Here is a 23,487-nt window from a genome sequence, read left to right on the forward strand (position 1 = left end):
ATGCCTTGGGGAATCATTGCCATACCAGCCATTATTTGCCTCACATGGGGCTTTATACAAGGTTTAAAAACTAAAAACAGAAAAAATGTCAGAAAAAGTTGAAGCATATATCATCATTGCACAACAAGAATGGGCATTAGACTTGGGAAGTAATGCCAGAAATTTGGCAGTGGAGTTTAGCAAGTCTAAGCCTGTGTTGTATGTCAATCCAGCAATGGGCATCAAGACGCTCCTGACTCAAACAAAAACTGCCCATGAAAAACAGCGATTAAAAATCTCACTGGGTTTTGGGGAAGATACGGTCAAAGTCGGCGAGAACTTATGGGTTCATACGCCTTCTACTGTTAGTTATTCTGTCAATAAGCTGAAAAATATAAGTCTTTATAATTTCTTAAATGAACGCAATGGTAAAGGCTTTTTTAAAAGCCTGAAAAGTGCCCTTAAAAAATTAGGATGGCATCATGACAAAGTTGTTGTCCTAAATGATAGCCAAATATTTACTGGCCTTTTTACTAAAAAATATCTCCAACCATTATTGAGTTTTTACTATATCAGAGATAATTTGGTTGAACATCCCTATTTTAAATATCATGGCACTAGGCTTGAACCTGAAACAGTTGCATTAGCAGATGCTGTTTTTGCCAATTCAGCATACTTAGCAGACTATGCCAGAAAGCATAATCCACTTAGTTTAGATATTGGTCAAGGATGTGAAACAGATATTTACCAAGCAGACTTTACTTATACCGAGCCTACGGATTTGGCCAATATTCCTCATCCTAGAATTGGCTATGTAGGTTTTCTAACTGGCGAAAGATTAGACATTAAATTGCTTGAAAACATAGCAGATGCCAACCCTACTTGGCAAATAGTATTAATCGGCCCAGAAGAAATTATGTTTCAACAAAGCCGTTTACACAAAATTAAGAATGTACATTTCTTAGGTTCTAAAGATTCAAGTCAATTGCCTTCCTATATGCAGTACTTGGATGTGTGTATGAACCCTCAATTGGTAAATGCTTTGACGATTGGAAATTACCCAAGGAAAATAGATGAATACTTGGCCATGGGCAAACCAACCGTAGCAACAGAAACACCAGCGATGAAAATGTTTTTACCTCATGTAGAGCTGGCTCTGGGAGTAGAAGGTTATAATAAAGCCATTAGTAAAGCTTTATTGCCACAAAGCGAAGAAGCACGAAAAGCCGCCATTGTCTGTGCAAAAAGCCATACTTGGGAAGCTTGTGTAACACAGATTTATTCAGTAGAAGAACAATTGCTGAAGGATTAGATAAAAAATCAACATACATATTCCTGTTTTTATTCAAAAACAAACACCGACTTTTCAGCAAAACATATTTACTACCACATATGAACATTCAAAATATCATCTTAAAACTAAAAAACAAACATTTCTTATCTCTTCTGGGCAATGGTTCAATGTCTGTTTTGGCAATGCTAACCGTGAGTATATTACTCCGTAATATGCTTCCTGGGGAAATTGGTTATTGGTTTTTCTTTCAGTCAGTATTTGTTTTACTGGATACTTTTAGGGTTGGTTTCTTACAGATTGCCATGATAAAGTTCTATACTGGTGCTGAAAAAAGCAGAGCTGATACAGTATTGGGGTCTGTTTGGTTTTTGAGTTTATTGATTACTGGAACGCTTGTAGGCGTAAATATTATAGCTGCATTATTTTTACCTCTTATTGATAGTAATAATATTGGCATTATTAGTATCATCAAATGGTTTGGTATTACGTTCTTATTTACTTTACCTTCTGCAATTGCCTCTTGGATTTCGCAGTCGGATGAACGCTTTGATAGGCTTTTATTATTGCGTTTTATCACGCAAGGAGCATTTATTATCATGGTTTTACTTGTTATCTTTTTTATGAAGCTAAGCCTTGATATGTTATTAATTATTAACGCATTGAGCTCTGGCATTGTAAGCTTATATTGTATTTTTAGAGGATGGACACGCCTTAGTACGTTAAGCAAAAGAACAAAAGAGAGTATCATGGAGCTATTCCATTTTGGTAAATACAGCGTAGGAACTACTATTAGCACAAACTTACTTAGAAGCTCGGATACTTTTATTATTATGTCGGTTTTAGGAGCAGCAGGGCCAGCCGCTGTAACGATGTACACTGTTCCGATGCGTTTGATGGAAATCATAGAAATTCCTTTAAGAAGCTTTTTGTCAACAGCCATGCCATCTATGTCAGGGGCATTCAATAGAGGAAATAAAATAGAAGTAGTAGAAATCATGCAAAAGTATGCTGGAACGCTTACGTTAGCATTATTCCCTGTATCGGTCGTGGCAATTGTATTTGCCGATTTTGCGATTACATTGTTAGGGGGTAAACAATATTCTGGTACAAATGCTGTCGTTGTTTATCGTATTTTAATGTCGTTTGCACTATTTTTCCCTATAGATAGGTTTTTGGGCATTACCTTGGATATTATCCATCAACCCAAGATTAACTTTTATAAAGTATTAGTAATGCTTGCAATAAATGTTTCTTTTGACTACATCGGTATTTATATTTTCGGAAATATCGTCGGGGTAGGTTTAGCCACTTTATTTACATTTTTATCGGGTGTAGCATTTGGATATTATTGGTTAAGAAAATACCTAGATTTTACATTATTTGGCTTCTTTAAAACGGGATTCATCGAGATTAGAATGATATTGCAAGAGTACGTATTCAAAAACAAAACAGTTGGATAATGAAGATTGCCCATTTGATTTTAGCTCATGCAAATCCTTTGCAATTACAAAGATTAGTAAATCGTCTGGCTCATCCAGATGCAGATTTTTATATCCATATAGATTTTAAAACAGATATTACTCCATTTCTTGCTTTGGCTAATGACCATGTAACCCTTGTCAAAAAACGTGAAAGTGTTTATTGGGGCGCGTACAGTATCGTACAAGCAACGGTAAATAGTATGGAAGAAATATTGCAGTCTGGAAAACAATATGATTATATTAATCTGCTAAGTGGGCAAGACTATCCTTTGAAAGCCACGACTGAGATACACCAATACTTTGAGCAAAATCCGGGCAAGGCTTTTATGGAGACGCTAATCTTTGAAAAAGAATGGCACGAGGCAATACAAAGGGTAACAAGATATCATTTAACTAATTATAATTTTTGGCGAAAACATACCGTAGAAAAATACCTTAATATGGTTTTGCCTAAAAGAAAAATGCCCAACAATTTGATTCCTGTTGGGCGTTCTCAATGGTTTGCTATTACTCAAACACATGCTAAGTATATTGTAGATTATTTAGCACAAAATAAGCATGTAAGACGTTTCTTTGAACTTACATGGGGAAGTGATGAATTCGTATTTCAGACACTCCTTTATAATTCTATTTACCAAAAAGATATGGTAAATGATAATCTTCGCTATATAGATTGGTCGGAAGGACAATCTAGTCCAAAAACATTTACTATCGGCGATTTACCAACCTTAATAGACTCAGGAAAACTCTTTGCTCGTAAGTTCAACGAATCCGTTGATGCAACAATTTTGGATAAACTAGATTTACTATAACATCACAGGTAAGCCCGTTCTTACAGATTCATCACAAGCAAAAGCAATGCGAAGACTGTTTACTGCGTCTTCCAGATGGTCTGTCAAATCCATATTTTCTTGAATTGCTTTTAAGAAAAAACGTTGTTCACGATTACACAATTCCTGATGGTCTGGCTCATCAGTAAGGTTAATCCATTCATCTCCTTTTACAAACGCATTTTCGGAATTAATATCTGAATAATGGACTCTTAAAGATTCCGTTTTGGTATGTGAATCTACATTGTCTGACTTACCAGTTCCGCCAGCTTCTTTCGCTACAATAGATACACAACCTTTTGGGCCGATAACATCTTTAATAAAAAATGCTGTTTCGCTCATCATTGGTCCCCAGCCAGCCTCGTACCAACCTACAGAACCATCCTCAAAACGAATTTGTAATTGTCCATAGTTATAATTTCCTTCAGGGATATCGTCTGTCAACCGTGCGCCAATCGCATTTACTTGTATTGGTTTCGAGCGTGTCATTTGGCACATCACATCGATATAATGCACCCCACAGTCTACAATCGGGCTTAAGCTTTTCATCAGGTTACGGTGTACATTCCACATCACGCCATGACTTTGCTGATTCAAGTTCATGCGCATAACCAAAGGTTTTCCCATTTCTTGAGCAATTTCTACAAATTTTTCCCAAGATGGATGATGTCTTAAGATATACCCTACTGCTACTTTTTTTCCTTTCTCAGCCGCGAAATCAGCTACTCTTTTCGCTCCTTCTACCGTATCCGCCAGAGGCTTTTCGATAAATACATGACAATCCGCTTCTAAAGCCATCATTGCAAATGCTTCGTGTGTATCTGGATAAGTAGAAATACAAACAGCATCAGGCTTTGTAGCGACTAGTGCTTCAGCGTAATCACTAAAAAGCGGATAGCCCCCACCCAAACGTTCGTTGAGTACCTCTTTACTTTTTCCAGTAGAAACGATTCCGCAAATTTCAAAGCCTTCTGTATGTTGATATGCAATAGCATGAGAAGCTCCCATATTACCGCAACCCACTACGAGGACTTTGATAGATTGTTTTTGAAGTGTCATGAAGTTTAAATGTTAAAATTGAGATAATGATTACCAAAACTAATTACTTCAAAGATAATAATTATCCTGTTTTAGTCACAAATATGTTATTTGTATCCATTTTTCTATTTTTAATCGATAAAATGATTAATTTTAAATAAACAATCGGCAATATATTACAATACAGGTCAAAACACTGTAAGGTATACAGATTAAAAAATATAGATTTGTGTAGATTTAATATTAACAAACCTTTAAATGTAATGAAAAGACGCTCTGCAATTAAAAACTTATCGATGGCTATAGGTGGCTTGGTAAGTTTACCTACTTGGGCTTCGGGTTGGACGAGCCAAAGTATCGGACAATTTTCTACGTTAGCCATCAATGATGAAGCTCTTCTAGCTGAGATTGTAGAGACCATCATTCCAGAAACAAATACCCCCGGTGCAAAATCATTAAAAGTACATCAGTTTGCCATGCGCATGATTAATGATTGCTATGGCGAAGTAGCACAGAATACCCTCAAACAGGGTCTTGTGCTAGTTAACGAGCTTTCTCAACAAATAAATAATAAGACTTTTCTGGAAAGCAACGTCAATCAACGTACCAATGTCTTGCTTAAAATGAATACTGAGGCTAATCCTGTAGCAAAGCAATTCGCAGACATGATTAAACGATTGACCATTCAGGGCTACACCAATTCAGAATATTACATGGTAAATCAATTGAAATTTAACATGGCTCCTGGTTATTATCACGGCTGTGTACCGATTCCTAGATAGCCTTCAGTCGTCGGTCATCAGCTTCGGCCTAAAATTTTAGGGTGAGGTCAATTCACAACTCACTCATTTACTCAATTACTAAATGTATCATAAGATGTCATATTTAAATATTAACGCTATAAAAGACCGTACGTTTGATGCCATCGTGATTGGCTCGGGCATTAGTGGTGGTTGGGCGGCAAAAGAACTAACAGGAAAAGGATTAAGAACCTTAGTATTGGAGCGTGGCCGTGACGTAAAGCACGTTACCGACTATCCTACCACGATGATGAACCCTTGGGAGTTTGAACACCTTGGTCAGTTGCCCAAAGCCCTTAAAGATGCCAATCCTGTTGTCAGTAGATGTTATGCTTTCAATGAAGATGCTGCTCATTTTTTCGTAAAAGATGCTGAACACCCGTATGTACAAGAAAAGCCTTTCGACTGGATTCGGGGTTATCAAGTAGGTGGAAAATCTTTAATGTGGGCAAGAGGTACACAACGCTGGTCGGAACATGATTTTGATGGGCCTGCTCGTGATGGCTTTGCAGTAGATTGGCCTATTCGTTATGCAGACATTGCCCCTTGGTATAGTTATGTCGAAAAATTTGCAGGGATTTCAGGCAATAAAGATGGTTTAGCGAGTTTGCCAGATGGTGAGTTTTTACCACCTCACGAGATGTCTTGTGTAGAAAAACACTTTAGCGAACAAACAGCCAAACATTATAATAATACTCGCCCTGTAATTATTGGGCGATGTGCGCACCTTACCAAACCAAAACCTATTCATTTACAGCAAGGTAGAGGTCAATGTCAAAACCGTTCCTTATGTCAACGTGGGTGTCCTTATGGCGGATATTTCAGTAGTAACTCTTCTACCCTACCTTGGGCGGCTCGTACTGGCAAAATGACGTTGAAGCCCGATTCAGTAGTACATTCAATCATTTTTGATGAAAAGAAAAACAAGGCTACAGGCGTGAGGGTAATTGATGCTCATACAAAGGAAATGACAGAGTATTATGCTAAAATCATCTTTGTGAATGCGGCTACGTTGAATTCTAATTTGATTTTGCTAAATTCTAAATCCAACCGCTTCCAGAATGGCTTAGGAAATGATAATGGTTTGTTGGGTAAATACATGGCTTTCCATAATTTCCGAACCACTATTACGGCTGAGTACGAAGGTTTTTTAAATACTACTACAGAAGGTATTCGCCCAAACAGTAGTTATATCCCTCGTTTTAGGAATGTTTTCAAGCAAGAAACAGATTTCTTAAGAGGCTACGCCGCAGGGTTTGGTTCAAGCAGAATTACCTCAAATGATACTTCGGGCATAGGCGAATCTTTAAAAGCAAGTTTAAACGAACAACAATACGGAAATTGGCGAGTGGGCTCACACATGATGGGCGAAACCATTCCTAAAGAAAGTAATTTTGTGGCTTTAGATAGCAATCTGGTAGACCCTTGGGGAATTCCTCAATTGAAAATTTCGGTGGCTTATGACGATAATGATGAAAAAATGATTGTAGATTTTCATAACGAGATGTCTGAGATGTTAACCAAAGCAGGGTTTATCAATATCCAAACACATGATAAGCCTAATAAAGCTCCTGGGCTAGACATTCATGAAATGGGCGGTGTACGCATGGGAAAAGACCCTAAAACATCTCTGTTGAATAAATGGAATCAGTTACATACTTGTAAAAATGTATTCGTGACGGATGGTGCTTGTATGACCTCAACGTCAACCCAGAATCCATCATTAACTTTTATGGCCATTACTGCCCGTGCAGCAGACTATGCCGTAAAAGAATTGAGAAAAGGAAACTTGTAAAGTGAGGAGTTTTGAGTTTGGAATGCGGAGTGATAAATAAATCAATAAACGATGGCTTTAAGTCATTTTAACATAATAAACATGAAAAAAATCAATGCGTATTTAATAATTCTAAGCTTGTTAGTAGGCTTTATTACACAGGCTCAAACTCCTAAAAAAGGTAAGTGGGTTAACCTTTTCAATCAAAAAGATTTAAGTGGTTGGAAGATTTACGGTACCGAAAAATGGTATGTTGAAAAGGGTGAGTTAATTTGTGAAAGTGGACCAGACAAAGAATATGGCTATCTAGGCACAGAACAAAGCTTTCAGGATTTTGAATTAAGTCTTCAGTTTAAGCAAGAAGCAGACGGCAATAGTGGTGTCTTTTTTCACTCAAGCATTGAAGGTACAAAAATTACAGGTTGGCAAGCAGAAGTAGCTCCTCCAGGACGTTGGACTGGTGGGATTTATGAGTCTTATGGTAGAGGATGGCTGATTAAACCAACAGATGATAAAGACAAAGCCTTGAAAATGGGCGAATGGAATACCATGAAAATAAAAGTAGTGGGTAATCAAGTAACTACTTGGGTAAATGGACAAGAAATGATTACCCTGAATGATGATAAAATTGGAGGACGTGCAGGTATTATTGCCCTCCAAATCCATAGCGGTGGTGGCATAAAGGTAAAATGGCGTAATATAAAAGTGAAAAGTTTATAGTAAATCTGCTAATTATCAGGTAATGACTGGTTGCCTGATAATTAGCGTATCTTAGCAATGACTACTCGAATATTAACATCATTTTGAATAATTTCCGCTTGTGTTTGTTAAAATAAAGCCAATGTTTTATTTTTATGTAATTAGAACATTATGCCTTCTAATTCATTAACAAACACAATCAATATGAAAGTCCTGCCATTTACGATTCCAGTGCCTCATGATAAAACCATTATTGTTCAAAAGGACGTTCTCCCTCATTTTTATCCCCATTTACACAGGCATCAGGAAATTCAGATTATGTGGATACAGCAAGGCGAAGGTACATTGATTGCTGATAATAATATGCACCGATTTCGTTCCAATGAAATCTATTGGTTGGGCGCTAATCAACCTCATCTTTTTAAAAGTGAGGCATCGTATTTTCATCCAAAAAGTAAAAAGAAGGTAGTCGCTACTGCTATTTTCTTTAATCCAAGCGGACAATTAGCTTCATTTTTCGACTTACCAGAAATTAACCTGCTAAAACGTTTTCTACAGCAACATTCCAATGGTTTTAAAATTCCGCAAGAAAATGTAGTGGAAGTAATTAATAAAATACTACTGATTAAAAAAAGTACTGGGGTTAGCCAGATGCTATATTTTATTGATTTGCTTAAAAGTATTGCATTAATTCCTTCCCTTTTACCCCTTTCAATGAGCACTCAACCGCAGAACTATAGCGAAAATGAAGGTGTAAGAATCAGTAATATTTATAATTTTATCATGCAAGACTACGAAAAGCCTATCACACTTGAAGATGCGGCGAATAAAGCCCACATGACGCCCCACGCCTTTTGTAGGTATTTCAAAAAACATACTCGTCATACTTTTTTGTCGTTTCTTAACGAAGTAAGAATCAATGAAGCCTGTAAAAAATTAACGAATAGTAACAACGAAACCATTGCGAATGTGGCTTATAGTTGTGGTTTCAACAGTATTACAAATTTTAATAGGGTATTTAAACGCATTACGACTCAATCTCCAAGCGAATACATTGAACGTTATTTTAATAATAATGAGGGAAAATAATCTTGTATTCGTTTTTCAAAATAACTAATCTCCTCCCTCCTATTTTCTCCTAATTAATTGTCAAATAAAGCATTTATACTAGTATTTCTATAGCGAAACACATAGAGATGGTCGTGCTTTTCTGTCCAAACACGTCATTTATAAGCTAATACATTTTAACTAATGGTAAACCCCTGATTTTAAAATCAAGGGTTTACCATTAGCGATAAAGTTCTATTTAATATTAATATTGTCATGTAATTTTCGACATTCATCATTTATTTAATAAATAATATACTTATCAATCGCTGTTGAATCCCGAAAAATTACGGCTGTATAATACCAACATTCACTCTCAAATTAATTATGAAAACAACACTACTTACAATCCTTTTTGTAGGGCTGTCGCTTATTGCTGATGCCCAAATGAAATTAACAGGTCGTTTTTTATACACTCAGAATAATGAGAAGGTAATTCCAAGAGGCGTTAATGAAATGTTCATTTATGCCGCTGATAAATCAGGCTGGGGCACCTATCCTGAAATCAAAAAATCAGGTGCAAACATGATACGCATTACATGGAATACGACAGGCTCTGTATCAGATCTCAAGAACTCTATTTATAACTGTGTTACCAGAGGTACTGCTATTCCTGTGGTTACCGTTAATGATGCTACTTGTGATTTTAGCAAGCTACAAACTTGTGTAAATTTTTGGCTCAAAGCTGATGTCAAAGCTGCCATGATGGATTTCAAGAAGTGGACTATCTTGAATATCGCTAATGAAGCAGGAGATGGCAATGTGACAAAAGCCACGTATTTAAGTTCTTATAAAAGTGCTATTACACAATTACGCAATGCGGGGTATACGATTCCGATTATGATTGATGCAAGTGGTTGTGGTCAAAATATCCAAATGTTAAAAGATACTTGGAGTGAATTATTGAACTATGACCCTTTGAAGAAAATCATTTTCTCAGCCCATACCTATTGGACAGACGGTGGAAATTCTAAGTTTTTGGATATGGTCAATTATGCTAAAAACAATAATATGCCATTTATTTTTGGCGAAGGGCCACAGCAAAAAGCATGGGATTGTAATACTAACATTGATTATAAATATGTCATGCAGATTTGCCAAACAAATGAAATCGGCTGGCTGGCTTGGTCATGGGGAGTTGTTAAAAATGGCGATTGTCAAGCGGCTCGTTCACATGATATTACGACAAATGGCGTATATGGCAGTTGGGTTAGCCAATGGTCACAAGATATTGTGTTTTATAATGCTTATAGTATTCAAAAGACTTCTGTTCGCCCTGCTTCTCTGACGGCGAGTAATCCATTTGCTAGGGTTGCGGCAACTGATTATGAGTCAGTTGATACACAAGATGAAGCATATTTTTATCCAAATCCTGCAAAAAGTAAAGCTACTATTTCCCTCCCTAATGATGATAATGCACAAGTGCAAATTGAGGTAGTTTCGATGTTAGGAACTGTCGTCAGTCAAAAATCATATACTGTTCAGTCGTGTGATAGAACTTTGGAAATAGATTTAGAAAATATAAAAGGCGGGAACTATATCATTAAATCAACTCGTGGTAATAGGGTTGCTTCCACAAAAGTAGTTATTGAACAGTAGTTGACAAAAGCATTAAAGTCATCTATCCGATAAACTAACAAAAGACATCTTCCTTAGTAATTTGAAGATGTCTTTTATTAGTTTATCACTTCGTTTGACAACGATACTTTTAAGATTGAAAATGTCTTTATTCTACTAAAAAGCTCATAATTTCATCCGAAAAAGGCTGTGTTCTGTAAGTTCCATTATGATTACCTTTCACTAATTTTAAGGTAGCATTTTTGAAATATGTTTGTAGTATTTTAGGGTCTCCATTATCTAAATCCTCATCTCCACAAATAATTAGTACAGGTTTTTTGTACTTCATTAATTCGGAAGGCAAGGTAACAGGCTGATATTTTTGAAGAAAACCTAAGGCTATCGTATCCACTCCAATTGATTTAGCATAAGCAACAGCTCCTTGGGTTTCAGGATGCAAATGTGCTTTCCCACTAAAGGCATCAGCAAACATCTTTCTCCTGTCCCACTCAGGATTCGTAAAGTACTGACCTACGCCCCCCAAAACAGATTTGCTTACTCTTTTATCTTTCGTTAATAATTTAGCCGCTACAATAGCCCCTCTTGAATAGCCGACTAAGATATAATCTTTAATTTTCAAGGCTGAAACAATGCCCATTACATCTTTTACTTCAGCATCATTTTGATAATACTTATCCTCATGAGGCTTGTCGGAAGCACCATTTCCACGAAGGTCAGGGACAATAACACGGAAGCCTTTTGTTATCAAATCTTTATATAACAATGTTTTTCGCCAGTTTGCACCCGTATTGATAAAACCATGTAGCAATACGACAGGCTTTCCTTTTCCAGTATCTTCATAAGCAATGCGTTGTCCGTCAGAAGCTTTTAAATACTTGAAATTCTGAGCCTTTACATTGAAAGACAAAAGGATTAGTAAACAAAAAATGAATGTTTTTTGAGGACTTTTCATTAAATTATAGTTTAATTATTTTCGTTGATTTTGCTATTTTGATCCGACTCCAGCTCTAGTTATATTGTCAATATTACTCCACAAAAATCTCATCAACCAACAACCAAGCTTTCCCACCAGCACCATATTCTCCTGTTGGAATAATACCTTTATTTTCTGCTTGTACTTTTATGAAACGAGCTTTCTTTGTGGCTATTTTAGCTCGAATTTGATTAATTCCATTCGCAGGAAAATCAGAGGTGCTGTATACTTCTTGATAATGAATGCCATCTTCCGACAATGAAAAAACTAACTTATTCGGCTCCCACATTCTTTGCCAATGATATTTCAAAATATTAATTCCTATCAGACTAATTGACTGAACACTTTCTAAATCAACAATTGCTTCTAAATTTTCTCCACTAAAGCCCACCCATTGCGTATTATTATACCTACTATTTCCAGTCAATCCGTTTACTAAACCGAAAGGTATTGTAGGGTTATAGCCCGCTTTAGGTTGATTGCCTAATGTCACCTTTTTAGCAATGGCTTTATGATAGCTAAATACTTGTTCAAATGCTTGTCCATAAGGTTTATTCCCCACAAATATTTGGGCTTTCAAATGTGCACTTTTATTAATAACTATTTGCTTACTATACACCTTATCATTTATCGTTGGTATTTTACCATCTAACGTATAGTGAATAGTAGTATTAGGTAAAGTAGTAGCTAAATGCACAGTAGTATTGCCCGAATTATCCATCAAGAAATCATACGTAATTTCCTCAAAGCGGTCGAAGAAGTTTACTTTTTTATGATGAAGAATAGCGCGATGATGACGAAGTCGAAGCAAAAAATTATCATAATTACGAAGTTCTTTTTTCGTCCAAGCAATTTCTGATAAAGCCAATGCTCTGGGAAAAGCCATGTACTCTACCTGTTTAGTTGTCGGCATATATTCCGACCAAACATTTGCTTGTACCCCTTTGATATATTGCTCGTCTTCGGGTTTCAATTCAGCCGAAATAGGTTCGTAACTATATACTTTTGAAAGTGGTGTGAAGCCCGCTGCTGCCGTAGGCTCATTTGCTTGTAGTGACTGATAATAATCTAAATACAGGTGACTTTCAGGTGTCATAATCACATCATGCTTTTGCTTTGCCGCTGCAATGCCTCCTGCTTCGCCTCTCCAACTCATTACCGTAGCTTTGGGGCTCAAACCTCCTTCTAAGATTTCATCCCAACCAATTATTTCACGTCCTTTGCTATTGACATACTTTTCTATTTTTCTAATAAAATAGCTTTGTAATTCATGCTCATCAGCTAGATGCTCTTCTATCATTCGTCTTTGGCATTTAGGACAAACTTTCCAGCGTGTTTTAGGGCATTCATCTCCACCAATATGAATGTATTTTGAAGGGAAAAGAGGAATTATTTCATCTAATACATTTTTCAGAAAAATAAATGTACTATCATTTCCAGCACAATAAACATCATCAAAAACACCCCAAAAAGTAGCTGTTTTATAAGAGCCTGTTGTACAACCTAAGTTTGGATAAGCGGCTAACGCTGCTACTGCATGGCCAGGCATTTCTATTTCAGGAATGATGGTAACGTACTTCTCTGAAGCATATTTTACCAATGCTTTCACTTCTTCCTGTGTATAAAAACCACCATATTTTTTGCCGTCAAAACGATGTGGAGAGTCTTTTTTATGCCCAATGATGGTTTCGTCTCTATACGCTGAAACACTTTGTAAGCGTGGGTATTTTTTAATTTCAATTCGCCAACCTTGGTCTTCTGTAAGGTGCCAATGAAAGGTATTGATTTTATAAAAGGCGAGCAAATCAATGTATTTTTTCAGAAAAGATAACGGGAATAAATTCCTACCGACATCTAAATGCAAACCACGATAGGCGAATCTTGGATAATCATTAATATGACAGCCTGCTAATTTAAAACCGTTTGATTGAGCTTGATAAACGATTTGAATTAAACTTTGAATCCCATAAAAAACACCTGCTTCGTCATGTCCAATTAGTTCAATACCCTGTTTAGTAATATTCAGTTGATAACTTTCTTGTTTTAAAACCTTGTTAGCATCAATACTAAGGCTAATATAATTTCCTTTTGCTTGATTTGAAAGTGAGAATTGATAACGTGTTAATGAAGAAAGTGCTTCGCGGAGTAAATCACTATTTTTTGCAAGCGAAGACGATGGTTTGACAATGGTTGTATTCCTATTTAACTGAAATATTTCTTTATTAAGAACAACAGAAACGGGCTTGGGAATAATGGCAATGCTTTGTGCAAAAGAGGTATTTGATGCCAAAATAAACATCAAGGATAAGATGACACTAAAAAAATTATTCATTTTTGACATGAGAAGAGATGGATTGAAAACGAAAAATGTTTTTGAGGTATTTAAAATTCCTAATACCTCAAAAACACATAACTCAACGCTTATTGCTGAAAGCTATTTACTCCAGTTCTTTCTTAAAAACCTCAACCAGTTACCATGCATGATGTTTTCTATATCCGTTTGAGTATAACCTCTTTTCTCTAAAATAGCTGGTATCGTCTGTAAATCCGCAATGGTATCTAAATCATAAGGACTTTGTTCACGTCCAAAAGCTCCATCTAAATCTGAACCAATGCCCACATGAAGTGCATTGCCCGCCAGTTGACAAATATGGTCGAGGTGGTCTACCATGACAGCCAAATTACAGTTCATCCCTTCGGGTGTTGATTTGCCTCTAACCCAATTAGGAACCATCATCCAAGCATCTAATGCTCCGCCAATTACGGCATCCCTACTAATTAATTCCTTTATTTGTTCGTCGCTAAATTGTCTATTATGATTCACTAAGCTTCTACATAAATTATGACTTGCCCAAACAGCCCCATTGAAATGATCCATGGCTTCCCAGAAACTATCATCACATAAATGCGTAGCATCTAAAATGATGTTCAGTCTTTCCATTTCTTTCAGTAAGTCCTGTCCTGCTTTTCCCATAAAACCAGTCGCATCGGTTCCCTGAGCATAACGCCCTGGACCATAGTGTGCTGGACCAATAGCACGCAAACCATATTGATAGGCTCGCTCTACATGATTGATAGTCACTAGCGAATCTGCTCCCTCTAAACTTAAAATATAGCCAATAGGTTTGTTTTCGTTGGGTGTACCATCATTCCACAATGCAAGATGTTTTTCTAACGATTCAAGATTATTGATTTGAACCATCTCGCCACATTCCTCCATGCTTTTATACCATGCTACTTGTCCTTGCGTTTGTGCCCACGCTTGCTCTGGCGATGCCCAGCCTGGTAATGTACTATCTGGTTTTACAAAACGTGCTATTTGTGTTGCTACGACCAATCCTATATTCCCTTTTCTTAATTCAGGAAAAGTAACTGTTCCTTTGGCACGATCTGGTTTATCTGTCATACCTTTTTCTCTCTCACGAATTTCAGAGACTGATAATCTTAAATCACGATTCCATTCCATCGCATTCATGCTAAGGTCAAGATGTGCGTCTATTGTAAACATATGCTATTTCGTGTAAGACAAGTGTTGAACTTGTCAGATTTTTCAATGAATTCAGATATAATGTGCAAAAAGACTTTCCAGCACTAAAAAGTTTCTGGAAAGTCTATATAATAATTGTCAAGCATTATTTAATGATATAAAACAACATTCACTAATCGCCCTCAATAATTAATTTGTCTGTCTCTGGCAACAATTTTCCATTTTTCACCTGTCAATACTTCATGCGCTACAATATTTGCTTTTTCGTACAAAGCACATGTTGGGCAGATATGAATGGGTAACCCATAAAAAACATCTCCAATTTGATAAGTATGGTTTTCGGGAACACCCAAGACTAAGTGTTCTTCACTTTGTCCGATAAAAGTTACGTCAGGAGCATTCAAGAAAAATACTCTTCTATCCAAAGGGTTCTCTGCTGCTACAGATTTATGTCCTAAATCCAAGCAAATTTTGTCTTTATCAGGCAAAGAAATTACCCGACTTATCACTAAAGCCGCTGGTTCAAAATCTTGCTCTGGGAAAGAATCTAAATAACCCTTATCCCAATACACAAAAGTACCTGGGCTACATTCCACCTTATCCCTTTTCGCATGAATCGGAAACGTTGGTGTTCCTCCCGCTACAATATTGAGGTTTTGAATGCCTTTTTCTGTTAGTTTTTCTACTAAATCATTTACAGCTTGGAAAGCCGCATTACATTGTTGAGTACGAACGTCAAGGTCAACATCTTTGATGTTACCATCATAAATATGGAAGCCTTCCACTGACAAGGCCTCCATATCTTGTAAAGAAAGGATTAATTCAAGTGCATTTTCTGGTAAAATACCTGTTCGGTTCATACCAACATTCAAATCGATATAAAGCGATAAAGTAAGGTCGTTTTCCTGCGCGACTTTCGCCATCTCTTTAGCTACTGCTAAAGAATCGACTAAACACGAAAATTTCGTTTCAGGAAAGTGCTTGATGATTTCAATCAAACGCAACAATTTAGCCCCTACTGGCTGATATGCCAAGAGTACATCCTTGGCTTTAGCAATTGCCAAAAGTTCTGTTTCTGCAATGGTAGCACATTTAAATTTCTGGATACCTGCTTCTTGCAACAACTTTGTCACTTCTAAGGTTTTATGTGTTTTGATGTGTGGCCTCAAACGGCTGACATCATCAATAGAAGCAACAAGCTTTTGGATATTACGCTGTACGATGTCTGAAAAAACTACCAAAGCGGGCGTATCAAGCGTATTAATATTTTCAATGTTGTACCCAATAGTGTTATTACTCATGGCCTAGTCTTCATGAAGTTCGAACATCGCCTCAATTTCTACAGGAATATTATCTGGAAGTGTTCCCATCCCTACTGCACTTCTTACACCAATGCCATTTTCGGTTCCCCATACTTTGGCAAAAAGCTCACTACATCCATTGATAACATAAGGATGGCGTTCAAATTCTGATACGCAATTCACCATGCCCAAAATTTTGATGACACGCTTTACTCTATCTAAACTACCAAGATGTGTTTTGATGGTTGAAAGCATGGTTAAGCCTACTTGACAAGCCGCTAATTTTCCTTCTTCTATATCTAAGTCTTTACCAATTCTACCAATAATCAAGCTTTTATCGTCTCTTACAGGGCCATGTCCAGATAGGTAGAGGTATTTGCCATCTATTAAGTAAGGTTTATAAACACCTAAAGGAAGCGGTGCTGGAGGTAGGGATAATCCGAGAGTTTCAAAAGACTGTTCTGGACTAAGTAATTCAATAACGTTCATAATAGTAATTGTTTTTGTTTCAAATTTGTGTTGATGAAGCTTTTCATAAAACCTTCATCATGCTTTTTGCAAGGTTTAAAAAAGTAATCTAAGTGTTGCCCTTATCAATCCTGACGTTTTCTATGAAGCAAATCCGTGAATTATTTCATTAATTTACTATAAATGAACACCTTACAGCATTAATTAAGAGAATTATTTTCACAAATTTTTATCCTGTCAATAACGGATTGAAAGTAATAATATTCTGACGTCCTACTTCGCACCGTCTATCGAACTTTGGGTTGCTTTGGGGGTATTGATTTTTCTGAATTTTGCATTTTCAATTTTCAATACTACCGCATTTTTCCATTGATTGTTAGTGTAAAAGCGTTGACCATTGACGGCACTTACAACTAACCCAATGGTGGTAGGAGCATTGTAGATTTTAGCATCAAAATCTTTTTTGTATTCTACCAATTCGCTTTTATAGCCCAAAATACTCACTTTGGTATTGGCATTCCCTTCTATGTGTGTCAGCACAAAGTTTTTGCGTGTCCCATATCTCCAGTCTTCAAATCCACTTCTTTGCACAATTGCATAAATGTACTTTTCATCGTTCGACTGCGTGTACCAAATATTATCTTCACGCACGACAGAAAGTGGTTTTACGGCATGAATGGCTTCTGCATTAGCAAAATTCCAAAGGGCTATTTCTTGTAAAAGTGCTTGTTGTTCTATTTGCAACTCTCCGTCTTGCTTAGGGCCAACATTCAATAAGAAGTTACCTCCTTTTGCCCTGATTTCAACGAGCATATTGATGATTTCTGTACCAGATTTATGAGGGTCATTCGTTGGTTTGTACTGCCAATCTGTGCCCATCGTATAACAAGCCTCCCAAGGACGAGCCATCGGTTCGTCGGGCGTGTTTTGCTCAGGCGTTGTCATGATATCACGCGTAATCACCAATTCAGGGTTCAAACTCCAAGCATATTCACGTAGTCCATCACCTGGCCCATCAATAAAAAGAATGTCTACCTTTCCGTAATTAGTCAATAATTCCTTCAATTGCTTTTTATCATAATCCATCAACCCTTTATTATTAGCAGGAAAATGTTCTGGCAATTGTAAACGACCTATCTGAATATTGTTTTTATGAAAATAGTTAAAGTCTTCTGGCGAGAAATAAATTCCAATGGCAATTCCTTCTTTTCTGAAAGCATCAATAATTTCTTTGGTAAGGTCTTTTCCGTAAGGAGTGTTCATCACATTGAAGGGTGTAGTTTGGGTATTAAACATACAAAAACCAGAATGATGTTTCGCCGTAAAAACTACATACTTCATGCCTGCTAATTTGGCACTCTTTGCCCAATCAGTAGGGTTAAATTTGTTAGGATTAAAGTATTTAGGTAATTCGTTGATGTATTTTTCAACATATTCGTTTGAAGCTCCTGCCAATGAATGACTAATAACAGCCCCTAAAGAGACATCTACATTCCAATGGATAAACATCCCAAAAGCTAAATCTTGAAACCAATTTATGCGTTCTGGCTTGTTATTTACTTGTACTTTTTGTGCCTGAATTTGCATCGTAAAACAAATGCAAATCAAGAATATTACTATCTTTTTTAAAAACATAATCTTATTATAAACAATTGTGATTGAGCATTTTATGAAATTACAAAAGTTTATTGATTTTAAGTACTTCACCCCGTAGCAACGAACCTCAAGGCGTTCGTTACTACGGATGAAGTGTTTATATAAAATTGGATAATAGTCTATTGTTTATCCCACCAAACTCGGGTTAATAAATCGTCAACACCTTGTCTTTGTACAGCATCATTATATGAAGCTCTGTTAAGGGTCTGTTCTAACACAGGATATAAGAATCGACGGAATATTTTACCACCTGTTGCATTACCAGGATATACGTTTGGCGTCAAAGCTGGATAACCCGTACGGCGGTAGTTGTTATATACTTCCTGAGCATCTGGGAAAAGACCAACCCAAACCTCATTGTAAATCTGTTCCGTCTGAGTAGCTACTGAACCAGTAGTCTTTAAAGCATGAGTCGCCACATAACTATCGATACGAGTTTTGTCAATCACGTTGGTAGTCCCACTAATCAAATCCCACTGTCTCATCGATGCACGAATACCAGCTTCGTATAAACTAGTAGCCGTTTCGGCACTATACCAACCTCTTAAAGCAGCTTCTGCCAATAAGAAATTAGATTCTGCTGCTGTAAACAACAACAAAGGGGCATCTACTTTTAATACTGTTGTTTGCTTTGGCTCTGAATAAGTAACAAAGTCAGAAGGCTTGGTTCCATTAATCGTAGCAGGCATCCCTTTCTGAATACTTTCATCTGAACTAGCATTACCATTTACATATACTACCGAAAGCACCCCTAAGCGAGGGTCATTATTAGCTTTTAATGAATTGATAAATACTTGCTGATATTTACCTCCTTCAGTATTGTTTACCCCATCAGCACGTAAATAATTATCATTCAGTAACTGCCATGCTACTGGGTTTTTATTAATATTCTGACCACCAGAAGTATAGCTCACTTTGGCAATGTCTGCATACTCTCTGATTATTCCACCAGCAACGGCTTTAGTCACCCAGCTTTGTGCACCTGCTGCATCTACTTTTGTCAAACGCATACCTAACCGCAACATCAATGAATAGGCAAACTTTTTCCATTGAGTAACATTTCCTTGGTAAATCAAATCAGAATTACCGAAAGTAGTAGTATTAGAAGTTGTCAAGGCCGTAGCTGCTGCCTCCAATTCTTTCAACATATCTGCATAAATCGTACTCTGAGCATCATATTTAGGCTGAAATACAGAAAGATTATAGCCTTGTCCTGCCTGTGAGTAAGGAATATCGCCATATAAATCGGTAAGGCGACTGAAGCAATATACTCGCCAAATACGCGCTGTTGCATACAGATTTACCTTTGTAGGGTCATCTTTTACTGCTTTAATTACCTCGCCAATTTCATTAATCTGGTTTGGATAAGAGTTCGTAAACACACTACCTGTAGCATTCACTTGTGAGGCTGTATATTTAGAACCAAAACCTTCTACGTCATTATAGCTGGTAGTATATTGCATCAATCCAAACAAAAGGCTCCCCTTGTTTCCACTATTCGCTGCACCATCGTATAGGGCTTTGCTAAATATATAGGGAGTAGTAGGGACGGATACCGCATTGGGATTGGTGTTGATTTCAGCGAAATCTCCATCGCAGGCTGTAAGAAATATGCTACATGCTGCGAGTAAAGGGAATGTATATCTTGAAAATAACTGTTTCATTGTCTTGCTTTTTGTTAGAATTTGAAATTCAGGTTCAAACCGTATGAACGAGTACGAGGTAAGCCAACCGACTCGATACCTTGTGCTGCACCATTGGTCAAGCTTTGCTCTGGATCAAAATTATCTGTTTTCTTATACAGAATCAGAAGGTTACGTCCTACTAATGATACGCTTGCCGACTGTATACCCAATGCTTTCAAGAAACCAGCAGGGAGACGGTAAGAAATGATAACCTGACGTAGTTTCACAAAACTTGCATCATGCACAAATAATTCAGTATATCTGTTTAAGTTATTATAGTATGCACTACGTAAATTAGCCACAGGTACTGTATAAGAATAGGCATCTCCGTTAGCAGTAACACCGCTTAATGCTAAACCATTTTCACGACCTGGCAAGGTAGATTTCAACAATCCTAGACGAGTAGCATATACTTCCATTACTGAGAAGATACTACTACCAAACTTACCATCAACCAATACATCTAATGAGAAGTTTTTGTATTTGAATGAGTTGGTTAAACCCATTGTATAAGGAGGAACACCATTGCCCAAAAACTGGTTATTATCAGTTTGTAAAGGCAGGTTAGAGTTGGTATCATAGATAATTCTTCCCGCAGCATCTGTCTTTTTACGGTATCCATAAATTCCACCAAAAGGCATTCCTACTTGGTTGTTAATGAATGCGTTACCATTGGCAGAAGTTCCGATTGAAAACGTACTGATACCATCAGCTAGCTTTAATACTTCACTTTTGTTATAGGCGAAGTTGAAGCTAGTATTCCATGAGAAATCAGCAGATTTAATAGGCGTACCTTCTATCAACAATTCTATCCCTTTATTACTTAATTCGCCTGAGTTCAAAATAGCACTTGTATAACCTGATGCTCCTGAAATAGGTACACTTACAATATCATTGGATGATTTTTTGTCATACAATGCGGCATCAAAATTTAAACGTCCTCCAAACAAGCGAGTACTTAATCCTAATTCAACTGTTGTAGAAGTAAACGGTTTTAATTCTGCATTAGTAATCGAAGTAGAGCTTACATTTTGTAATGGTACTGAGCTCGCACTTGGAACATTGCTATATGCTAAGTTAATAGCATAAGGGTCAGGACCGCCCCCACCTACTTGTGCCCATGAACCACGCAATTTTACTTGATCAAATGCCTGTGGCATTCTGATTACATCTGATAAAATCAAACTTGTTCCAACACTTGGATAGAAGATATTATTGTTTTTAGGGCTTAGTGTTGAAAACCAATCCTGACGACCAGTCAGTGTTAAAAACCAGATTCCTTTATAATCTAAATCTGCTGAACCAAATACCGAGTTTGTTTTGATATTACTAGTAACTGGAGTAGCCGTAGATGTTGACAAGTTTGAAAAACTATAGAAATAAGGTATCGTATAGCCCTGTCCATAGAAGTCAAATTGATTGTTTTTAAACTGACGAGTATTCCCTCCTGCTAATACTGACAATCCAATTGTTTCTGCAAATTTGGTATTGTAAGCAACCGTAATCATGCTATTAGTTTCTGATACATCCGACTTGATGCCATCGTACTGACCTTGAGGGATATACTGCCCGCCTGTTGGCTGAATACTCGTGAAATTATAATTATAGAAATCGCGCGTCGTAGTACCTTTTATGGTCAGGTTTTTTAATATATCATACGAAATTGAAGCTTGTCCAATAAAACGGTCTTTCGTATCTGTTTGCTTAAACTTATTGATAAAGAAGTAACCATTGGTTACGATACCTGCATCGTTCCAAAAAATCTCATTACCATTCGTATCATATCCAGGATTCAACCAACGTACATCTACTGTATTGGCTACTTCGTATGGCATCCAGTTTGGGTTACCCAAAGCATCCCCTGCCACTGGTCTATTATTACCTTTTTCAAGATTATACTGTACTACTGCTTCTGCTCTAAGGCGGTCGCTTAGTTTAGCTGAAATATTTAAACTAGCCGTTTTACGATTATAAGTATTAGAAGGCAATATGCCTTTCGCATCCATATCTGCTAAAGAAAGACGGTATAAAATCGCGTCGTTACCTCCTGAAAAAGCAAGAGAGTTAGTGAAAGTTGTTCCTGTCTGATAAAAATTCTTCAGGTTATCCTTTTGTGCTACATACGGGTGAGTTTTACCATCAGCTGCTACATAATCAGTAGAACCATCGATTTTTGACCCAAACGAACGGCGACCAGTTCCTTGTGCCTGTGCCAGTGTTGTTGGTTTTACGCCACCATCTCCTTGTCCGTATTCATATTGGAAATCTGGAAATACAGAGATATTTTCCATTGAATACGTACCATTGTATTCTACGCCAATTCCTTTTTGTTGCTTTCCTTTTTTGGTAGTAATCAAGATTACCCCATTAGCACCACGTGAACCATACAATGCCGCAGCAGCACCACCTTTTAGTACTGTCATTGACTCGATATCATCTGGATTGATGGCTGCAATACCATCTCCACGGTCTGTTCCAGCTTTAGTTCCTAAGCCGTTAGGTAATGAACTTCCACCAGGAACACTGTTATCTATTGGCATCCCGTTGATTACGTATAAGGGTTGGCTATTACCAGTCAATGAACCATTACCACGAATAACCACACGACTTGAACCACCAGGACCAGTAGATAAACCAGTAGCATTTACCCCAGCTATTTTTCCTGTTAAACCATTGGCTACGTTGTTCTCACGAGCTTGTGTGAATTCCGCACCATTTATTTCTGATACTGAATAAGCAAGTGCACGCTTGTCTTTCTTTACGCCCAAAGCTGTTACGACAATTTCTCCAAGTTGCTGAACACTTTCTTTTAATGTCACTGAAACAGAAGTTTGTCCTGCTGAAAGAGCCACTTCAAATGTTTCAAACCCCACACTACTAACTACTAACGTAATATTTTTAGTAGCGATGTTATCTGGCAAGTTCAGTTTGAAATTTCCTTCTGCATCTGTGCTTGTTCCAACTCTTGGACTTTCTTTGATAAAAACCGCAGCACCAATCACTGGACTTGCATCTTTTGCAGAAACAACTTTCCCTCCTATTTCTTTAGCTACACTCTTTTCTGATGGTTTTCGAAGATAAGTAACGGTATTTTTATTCACATCAGCATGCGAATAGCCACTTATTGCTAAACTTCCAATAAGAGAAAGCCATAAGAAGCGTTGAGGGCTTTTTAATAGTCTAATTTTTTTCATGCTTAAAAGTTTTTTATGGTAAATTGGATTCTGCAATAACCGCAAATAAATATTGCACTTATTGCAACAAACATATAAATTTTTTGCACACGAAAAACAATTTGTTAAGAAAATAATAACAAATTGTAATAAAAATGAGTATT

The 23,487-nt window shown here is 37.0% G+C and carries 17 protein-coding genes; 8 read left to right on the forward strand and 9 right to left on the reverse strand.

The window, feature by feature from the left end; all coding sequences use genetic code 11:
* Window positions 1–85 precede the first annotated feature (85 nt).
* From AC1RNE_RS22290 to AC1RNE_RS22300, 3 genes are all read left to right on the forward strand, one after another.
* Window positions 86–1,291 carry a glycosyltransferase gene (locus AC1RNE_RS22290; RefSeq protein ID WP_492804314.1) on the forward strand — a complete coding sequence of 402 codons (1,206 nt, stop codon included), beginning with the start codon at window positions 86–88 and terminating at the stop codon, window positions 1,289–1,291.
* A gap of 80 nt (window positions 1,292–1,371) precedes the next feature.
* Window positions 1,372–2,733, forward strand: coding sequence for an oligosaccharide flippase family protein (locus tag AC1RNE_RS22295; protein ID WP_492804316.1), 1,362 nt, complete (start codon window positions 1,372–1,374; stop codon window positions 2,731–2,733).
* Window positions 2,733–3,566 (forward strand): beta-1,6-N-acetylglucosaminyltransferase, encoded by an 834-nt coding sequence (locus tag AC1RNE_RS22300; RefSeq protein ID WP_492804318.1) that lies wholly within the window; start codon window positions 2,733–2,735, stop codon window positions 3,564–3,566. Before AC1RNE_RS22295 ends, AC1RNE_RS22300 begins: the two co-directional genes overlap by 1 nt.
* Here the strand turns inward: AC1RNE_RS22300 and AC1RNE_RS22305 are convergent.
* Complete coding sequence (locus AC1RNE_RS22305; RefSeq protein ID WP_492804319.1) at window positions 3,561–4,643, reverse strand: Gfo/Idh/MocA family protein; 1,083 nt, start codon at window positions 4,641–4,643, stop codon at window positions 3,561–3,563. The genes AC1RNE_RS22300 and AC1RNE_RS22305 overlap by 6 nt on opposite strands.
* A 242-nt stretch (window positions 4,644–4,885) precedes the next feature.
* On the opposite strand from AC1RNE_RS22305, the gene AC1RNE_RS22310 reads away from it, so the two are divergent.
* The 5 genes from AC1RNE_RS22310 (at window position 4,886) to AC1RNE_RS22330 (ending at window position 10,601) form a co-directional block, all read left to right on the forward strand.
* The gene (locus tag AC1RNE_RS22310; RefSeq protein ID WP_492804320.1) at window positions 4,886–5,404 is read left to right on the forward strand and encodes a gluconate 2-dehydrogenase subunit 3 family protein; all 519 of its coding nucleotides are present in this window, start codon (window positions 4,886–4,888) and stop codon (window positions 5,402–5,404) included.
* A 94-nt stretch (window positions 5,405–5,498) separates the two neighbouring features.
* Window positions 5,499–7,217: a GMC oxidoreductase gene (locus AC1RNE_RS22315; RefSeq protein ID WP_492804321.1), complete on the forward strand. Its 1,719-nt coding sequence runs from the start codon at window positions 5,499–5,501 to the stop codon at window positions 7,215–7,217.
* 81 nt (window positions 7,218–7,298) lie between these two features.
* Window positions 7,299–7,916: a 3-keto-disaccharide hydrolase gene (locus AC1RNE_RS22320; RefSeq protein WP_492804322.1), complete on the forward strand. Its 618-nt coding sequence runs from the start codon at window positions 7,299–7,301 to the stop codon at window positions 7,914–7,916.
* Between the two features lie 183 nt (window positions 7,917–8,099).
* The gene (locus AC1RNE_RS22325) at window positions 8,100–8,984 is read left to right on the forward strand and encodes an AraC family transcriptional regulator (protein ID WP_492804323.1); all 885 of its coding nucleotides are present in this window, start codon (window positions 8,100–8,102) and stop codon (window positions 8,982–8,984) included.
* A gap of 345 nt (window positions 8,985–9,329) precedes the next feature.
* The gene (locus AC1RNE_RS22330; RefSeq protein ID WP_492804324.1) at window positions 9,330–10,601 is read left to right on the forward strand and encodes a T9SS type A sorting domain-containing protein; all 1,272 of its coding nucleotides are present in this window, start codon (window positions 9,330–9,332) and stop codon (window positions 10,599–10,601) included.
* 127 nt (window positions 10,602–10,728) lie between these two features.
* Here the strand turns inward: AC1RNE_RS22330 and AC1RNE_RS22335 are convergent, their stop codons facing one another.
* From AC1RNE_RS22335 to AC1RNE_RS22370, 8 genes are all read right to left on the reverse strand, one after another.
* Window positions 10,729–11,532 carry an alpha/beta fold hydrolase gene (locus tag AC1RNE_RS22335; protein WP_492804325.1) on the reverse strand — a complete coding sequence of 268 codons (804 nt, stop codon included), beginning with the start codon at window positions 11,530–11,532 and terminating at the stop codon, window positions 10,729–10,731.
* A gap of 73 nt (window positions 11,533–11,605) precedes the next feature.
* Window positions 11,606–13,885, reverse strand: a complete 2,280-nt coding sequence (locus AC1RNE_RS22340) for a beta-N-acetylhexosaminidase (protein WP_492804326.1) — start codon at window positions 13,883–13,885, stop codon at window positions 11,606–11,608.
* A 102-nt stretch (window positions 13,886–13,987) separates the two neighbouring features.
* Window positions 13,988–15,061, reverse strand: coding sequence for a dipeptidase (locus AC1RNE_RS22345; protein ID WP_492804328.1), 1,074 nt, complete (start codon window positions 15,059–15,061; stop codon window positions 13,988–13,990).
* A gap of 161 nt (window positions 15,062–15,222) precedes the next feature.
* Window positions 15,223–16,341 carry a D-TA family PLP-dependent enzyme gene (locus AC1RNE_RS22350; protein WP_492804330.1) on the reverse strand — a complete coding sequence of 373 codons (1,119 nt, stop codon included), beginning with the start codon at window positions 16,339–16,341 and terminating at the stop codon, window positions 15,223–15,225.
* 3 nt (window positions 16,342–16,344) lie between these two features.
* Window positions 16,345–16,830 (reverse strand): RidA family protein, encoded by a 486-nt coding sequence (locus tag AC1RNE_RS22355; RefSeq protein ID WP_309924478.1) that lies wholly within the window; start codon window positions 16,828–16,830, stop codon window positions 16,345–16,347.
* 252 nt (window positions 16,831–17,082) lie between these two features.
* Window positions 17,083–18,396 (reverse strand): alpha-L-fucosidase, encoded by a 1,314-nt coding sequence (locus AC1RNE_RS22360; RefSeq protein WP_492804331.1) that lies wholly within the window; start codon window positions 18,394–18,396, stop codon window positions 17,083–17,085.
* A gap of 188 nt (window positions 18,397–18,584) precedes the next feature.
* Window positions 18,585–20,129 carry a SusD/RagB family nutrient-binding outer membrane lipoprotein gene (locus tag AC1RNE_RS22365; RefSeq protein WP_492804332.1) on the reverse strand — a complete coding sequence of 515 codons (1,545 nt, stop codon included), beginning with the start codon at window positions 20,127–20,129 and terminating at the stop codon, window positions 18,585–18,587.
* A 14-nt stretch (window positions 20,130–20,143) separates the two neighbouring features.
* On the reverse strand, window positions 20,144–23,344 hold the full coding sequence (locus AC1RNE_RS22370) for a SusC/RagA family TonB-linked outer membrane protein (RefSeq protein ID WP_492804334.1): 3,201 nt from the start codon (window positions 23,342–23,344) through the stop codon (window positions 20,144–20,146).
* Window positions 23,345–23,487 lie beyond the last annotated feature (143 nt).

The organism is Arcicella sp. GW822-FHT02H01 (assembly GCF_058802005.1).

Excerpts from the sequence above, each read along its gene's own strand:
- AC1RNE_RS22365 (WP_492804332.1), bottom strand. The coding sequence starts at position 20,129 with ATGAAACAGTTATTTTCAAGATATACATTCCCTTTACTCGCAGCATGT.
- AC1RNE_RS22325 (WP_492804323.1), top strand. The coding sequence starts at position 8,100 with ATGAAAGTCCTGCCATTTACGATTCCAGTGCCTCATGATAAAACCATT.
- AC1RNE_RS22370 (WP_492804334.1), bottom strand. The coding sequence starts at position 23,344 with ATGAAAAAAATTAGACTATTAAAAAGCCCTCAACGCTTCTTATGGCTT.
- AC1RNE_RS22300 (WP_492804318.1), top strand. The coding sequence starts at position 2,733 with ATGAAGATTGCCCATTTGATTTTAGCTCATGCAAATCCTTTGCAATTA.
- AC1RNE_RS22335 (WP_492804325.1), bottom strand. The coding sequence starts at position 11,532 with ATGAAAAGTCCTCAAAAAACATTCATTTTTTGTTTACTAATCCTTTTG.
- AC1RNE_RS22345 (WP_492804328.1), bottom strand. The coding sequence starts at position 15,061 with ATGTTTACAATAGACGCACATCTTGACCTTAGCATGAATGCGATGGAA.
- AC1RNE_RS22355 (WP_309924478.1), bottom strand. The coding sequence starts at position 16,830 with ATGAACGTTATTGAATTACTTAGTCCAGAACAGTCTTTTGAAACTCTC.
- AC1RNE_RS22290 (WP_492804314.1), top strand. The coding sequence starts at position 86 with ATGTCAGAAAAAGTTGAAGCATATATCATCATTGCACAACAAGAATGG.
- AC1RNE_RS22305 (WP_492804319.1), bottom strand. The coding sequence starts at position 4,643 with ATGACACTTCAAAAACAATCTATCAAAGTCCTCGTAGTGGGTTGCGGT.
- AC1RNE_RS22330 (WP_492804324.1), top strand. The coding sequence starts at position 9,330 with ATGAAAACAACACTACTTACAATCCTTTTTGTAGGGCTGTCGCTTATT.
- AC1RNE_RS22340 (WP_492804326.1), bottom strand. The coding sequence starts at position 13,885 with ATGAATAATTTTTTTAGTGTCATCTTATCCTTGATGTTTATTTTGGCA.
- AC1RNE_RS22295 (WP_492804316.1), top strand. The coding sequence starts at position 1,372 with ATGAACATTCAAAATATCATCTTAAAACTAAAAAACAAACATTTCTTA.
- AC1RNE_RS22350 (WP_492804330.1), bottom strand. The coding sequence starts at position 16,341 with ATGAGTAATAACACTATTGGGTACAACATTGAAAATATTAATACGCTT.
- AC1RNE_RS22360 (WP_492804331.1), bottom strand. The coding sequence starts at position 18,396 with ATGCAAATTCAGGCACAAAAAGTACAAGTAAATAACAAGCCAGAACGC.
- AC1RNE_RS22310 (WP_492804320.1), top strand. The coding sequence starts at position 4,886 with ATGAAAAGACGCTCTGCAATTAAAAACTTATCGATGGCTATAGGTGGC.
- AC1RNE_RS22315 (WP_492804321.1), top strand. The coding sequence starts at position 5,499 with ATGTCATATTTAAATATTAACGCTATAAAAGACCGTACGTTTGATGCC.
- AC1RNE_RS22320 (WP_492804322.1), top strand. The coding sequence starts at position 7,299 with ATGAAAAAAATCAATGCGTATTTAATAATTCTAAGCTTGTTAGTAGGC.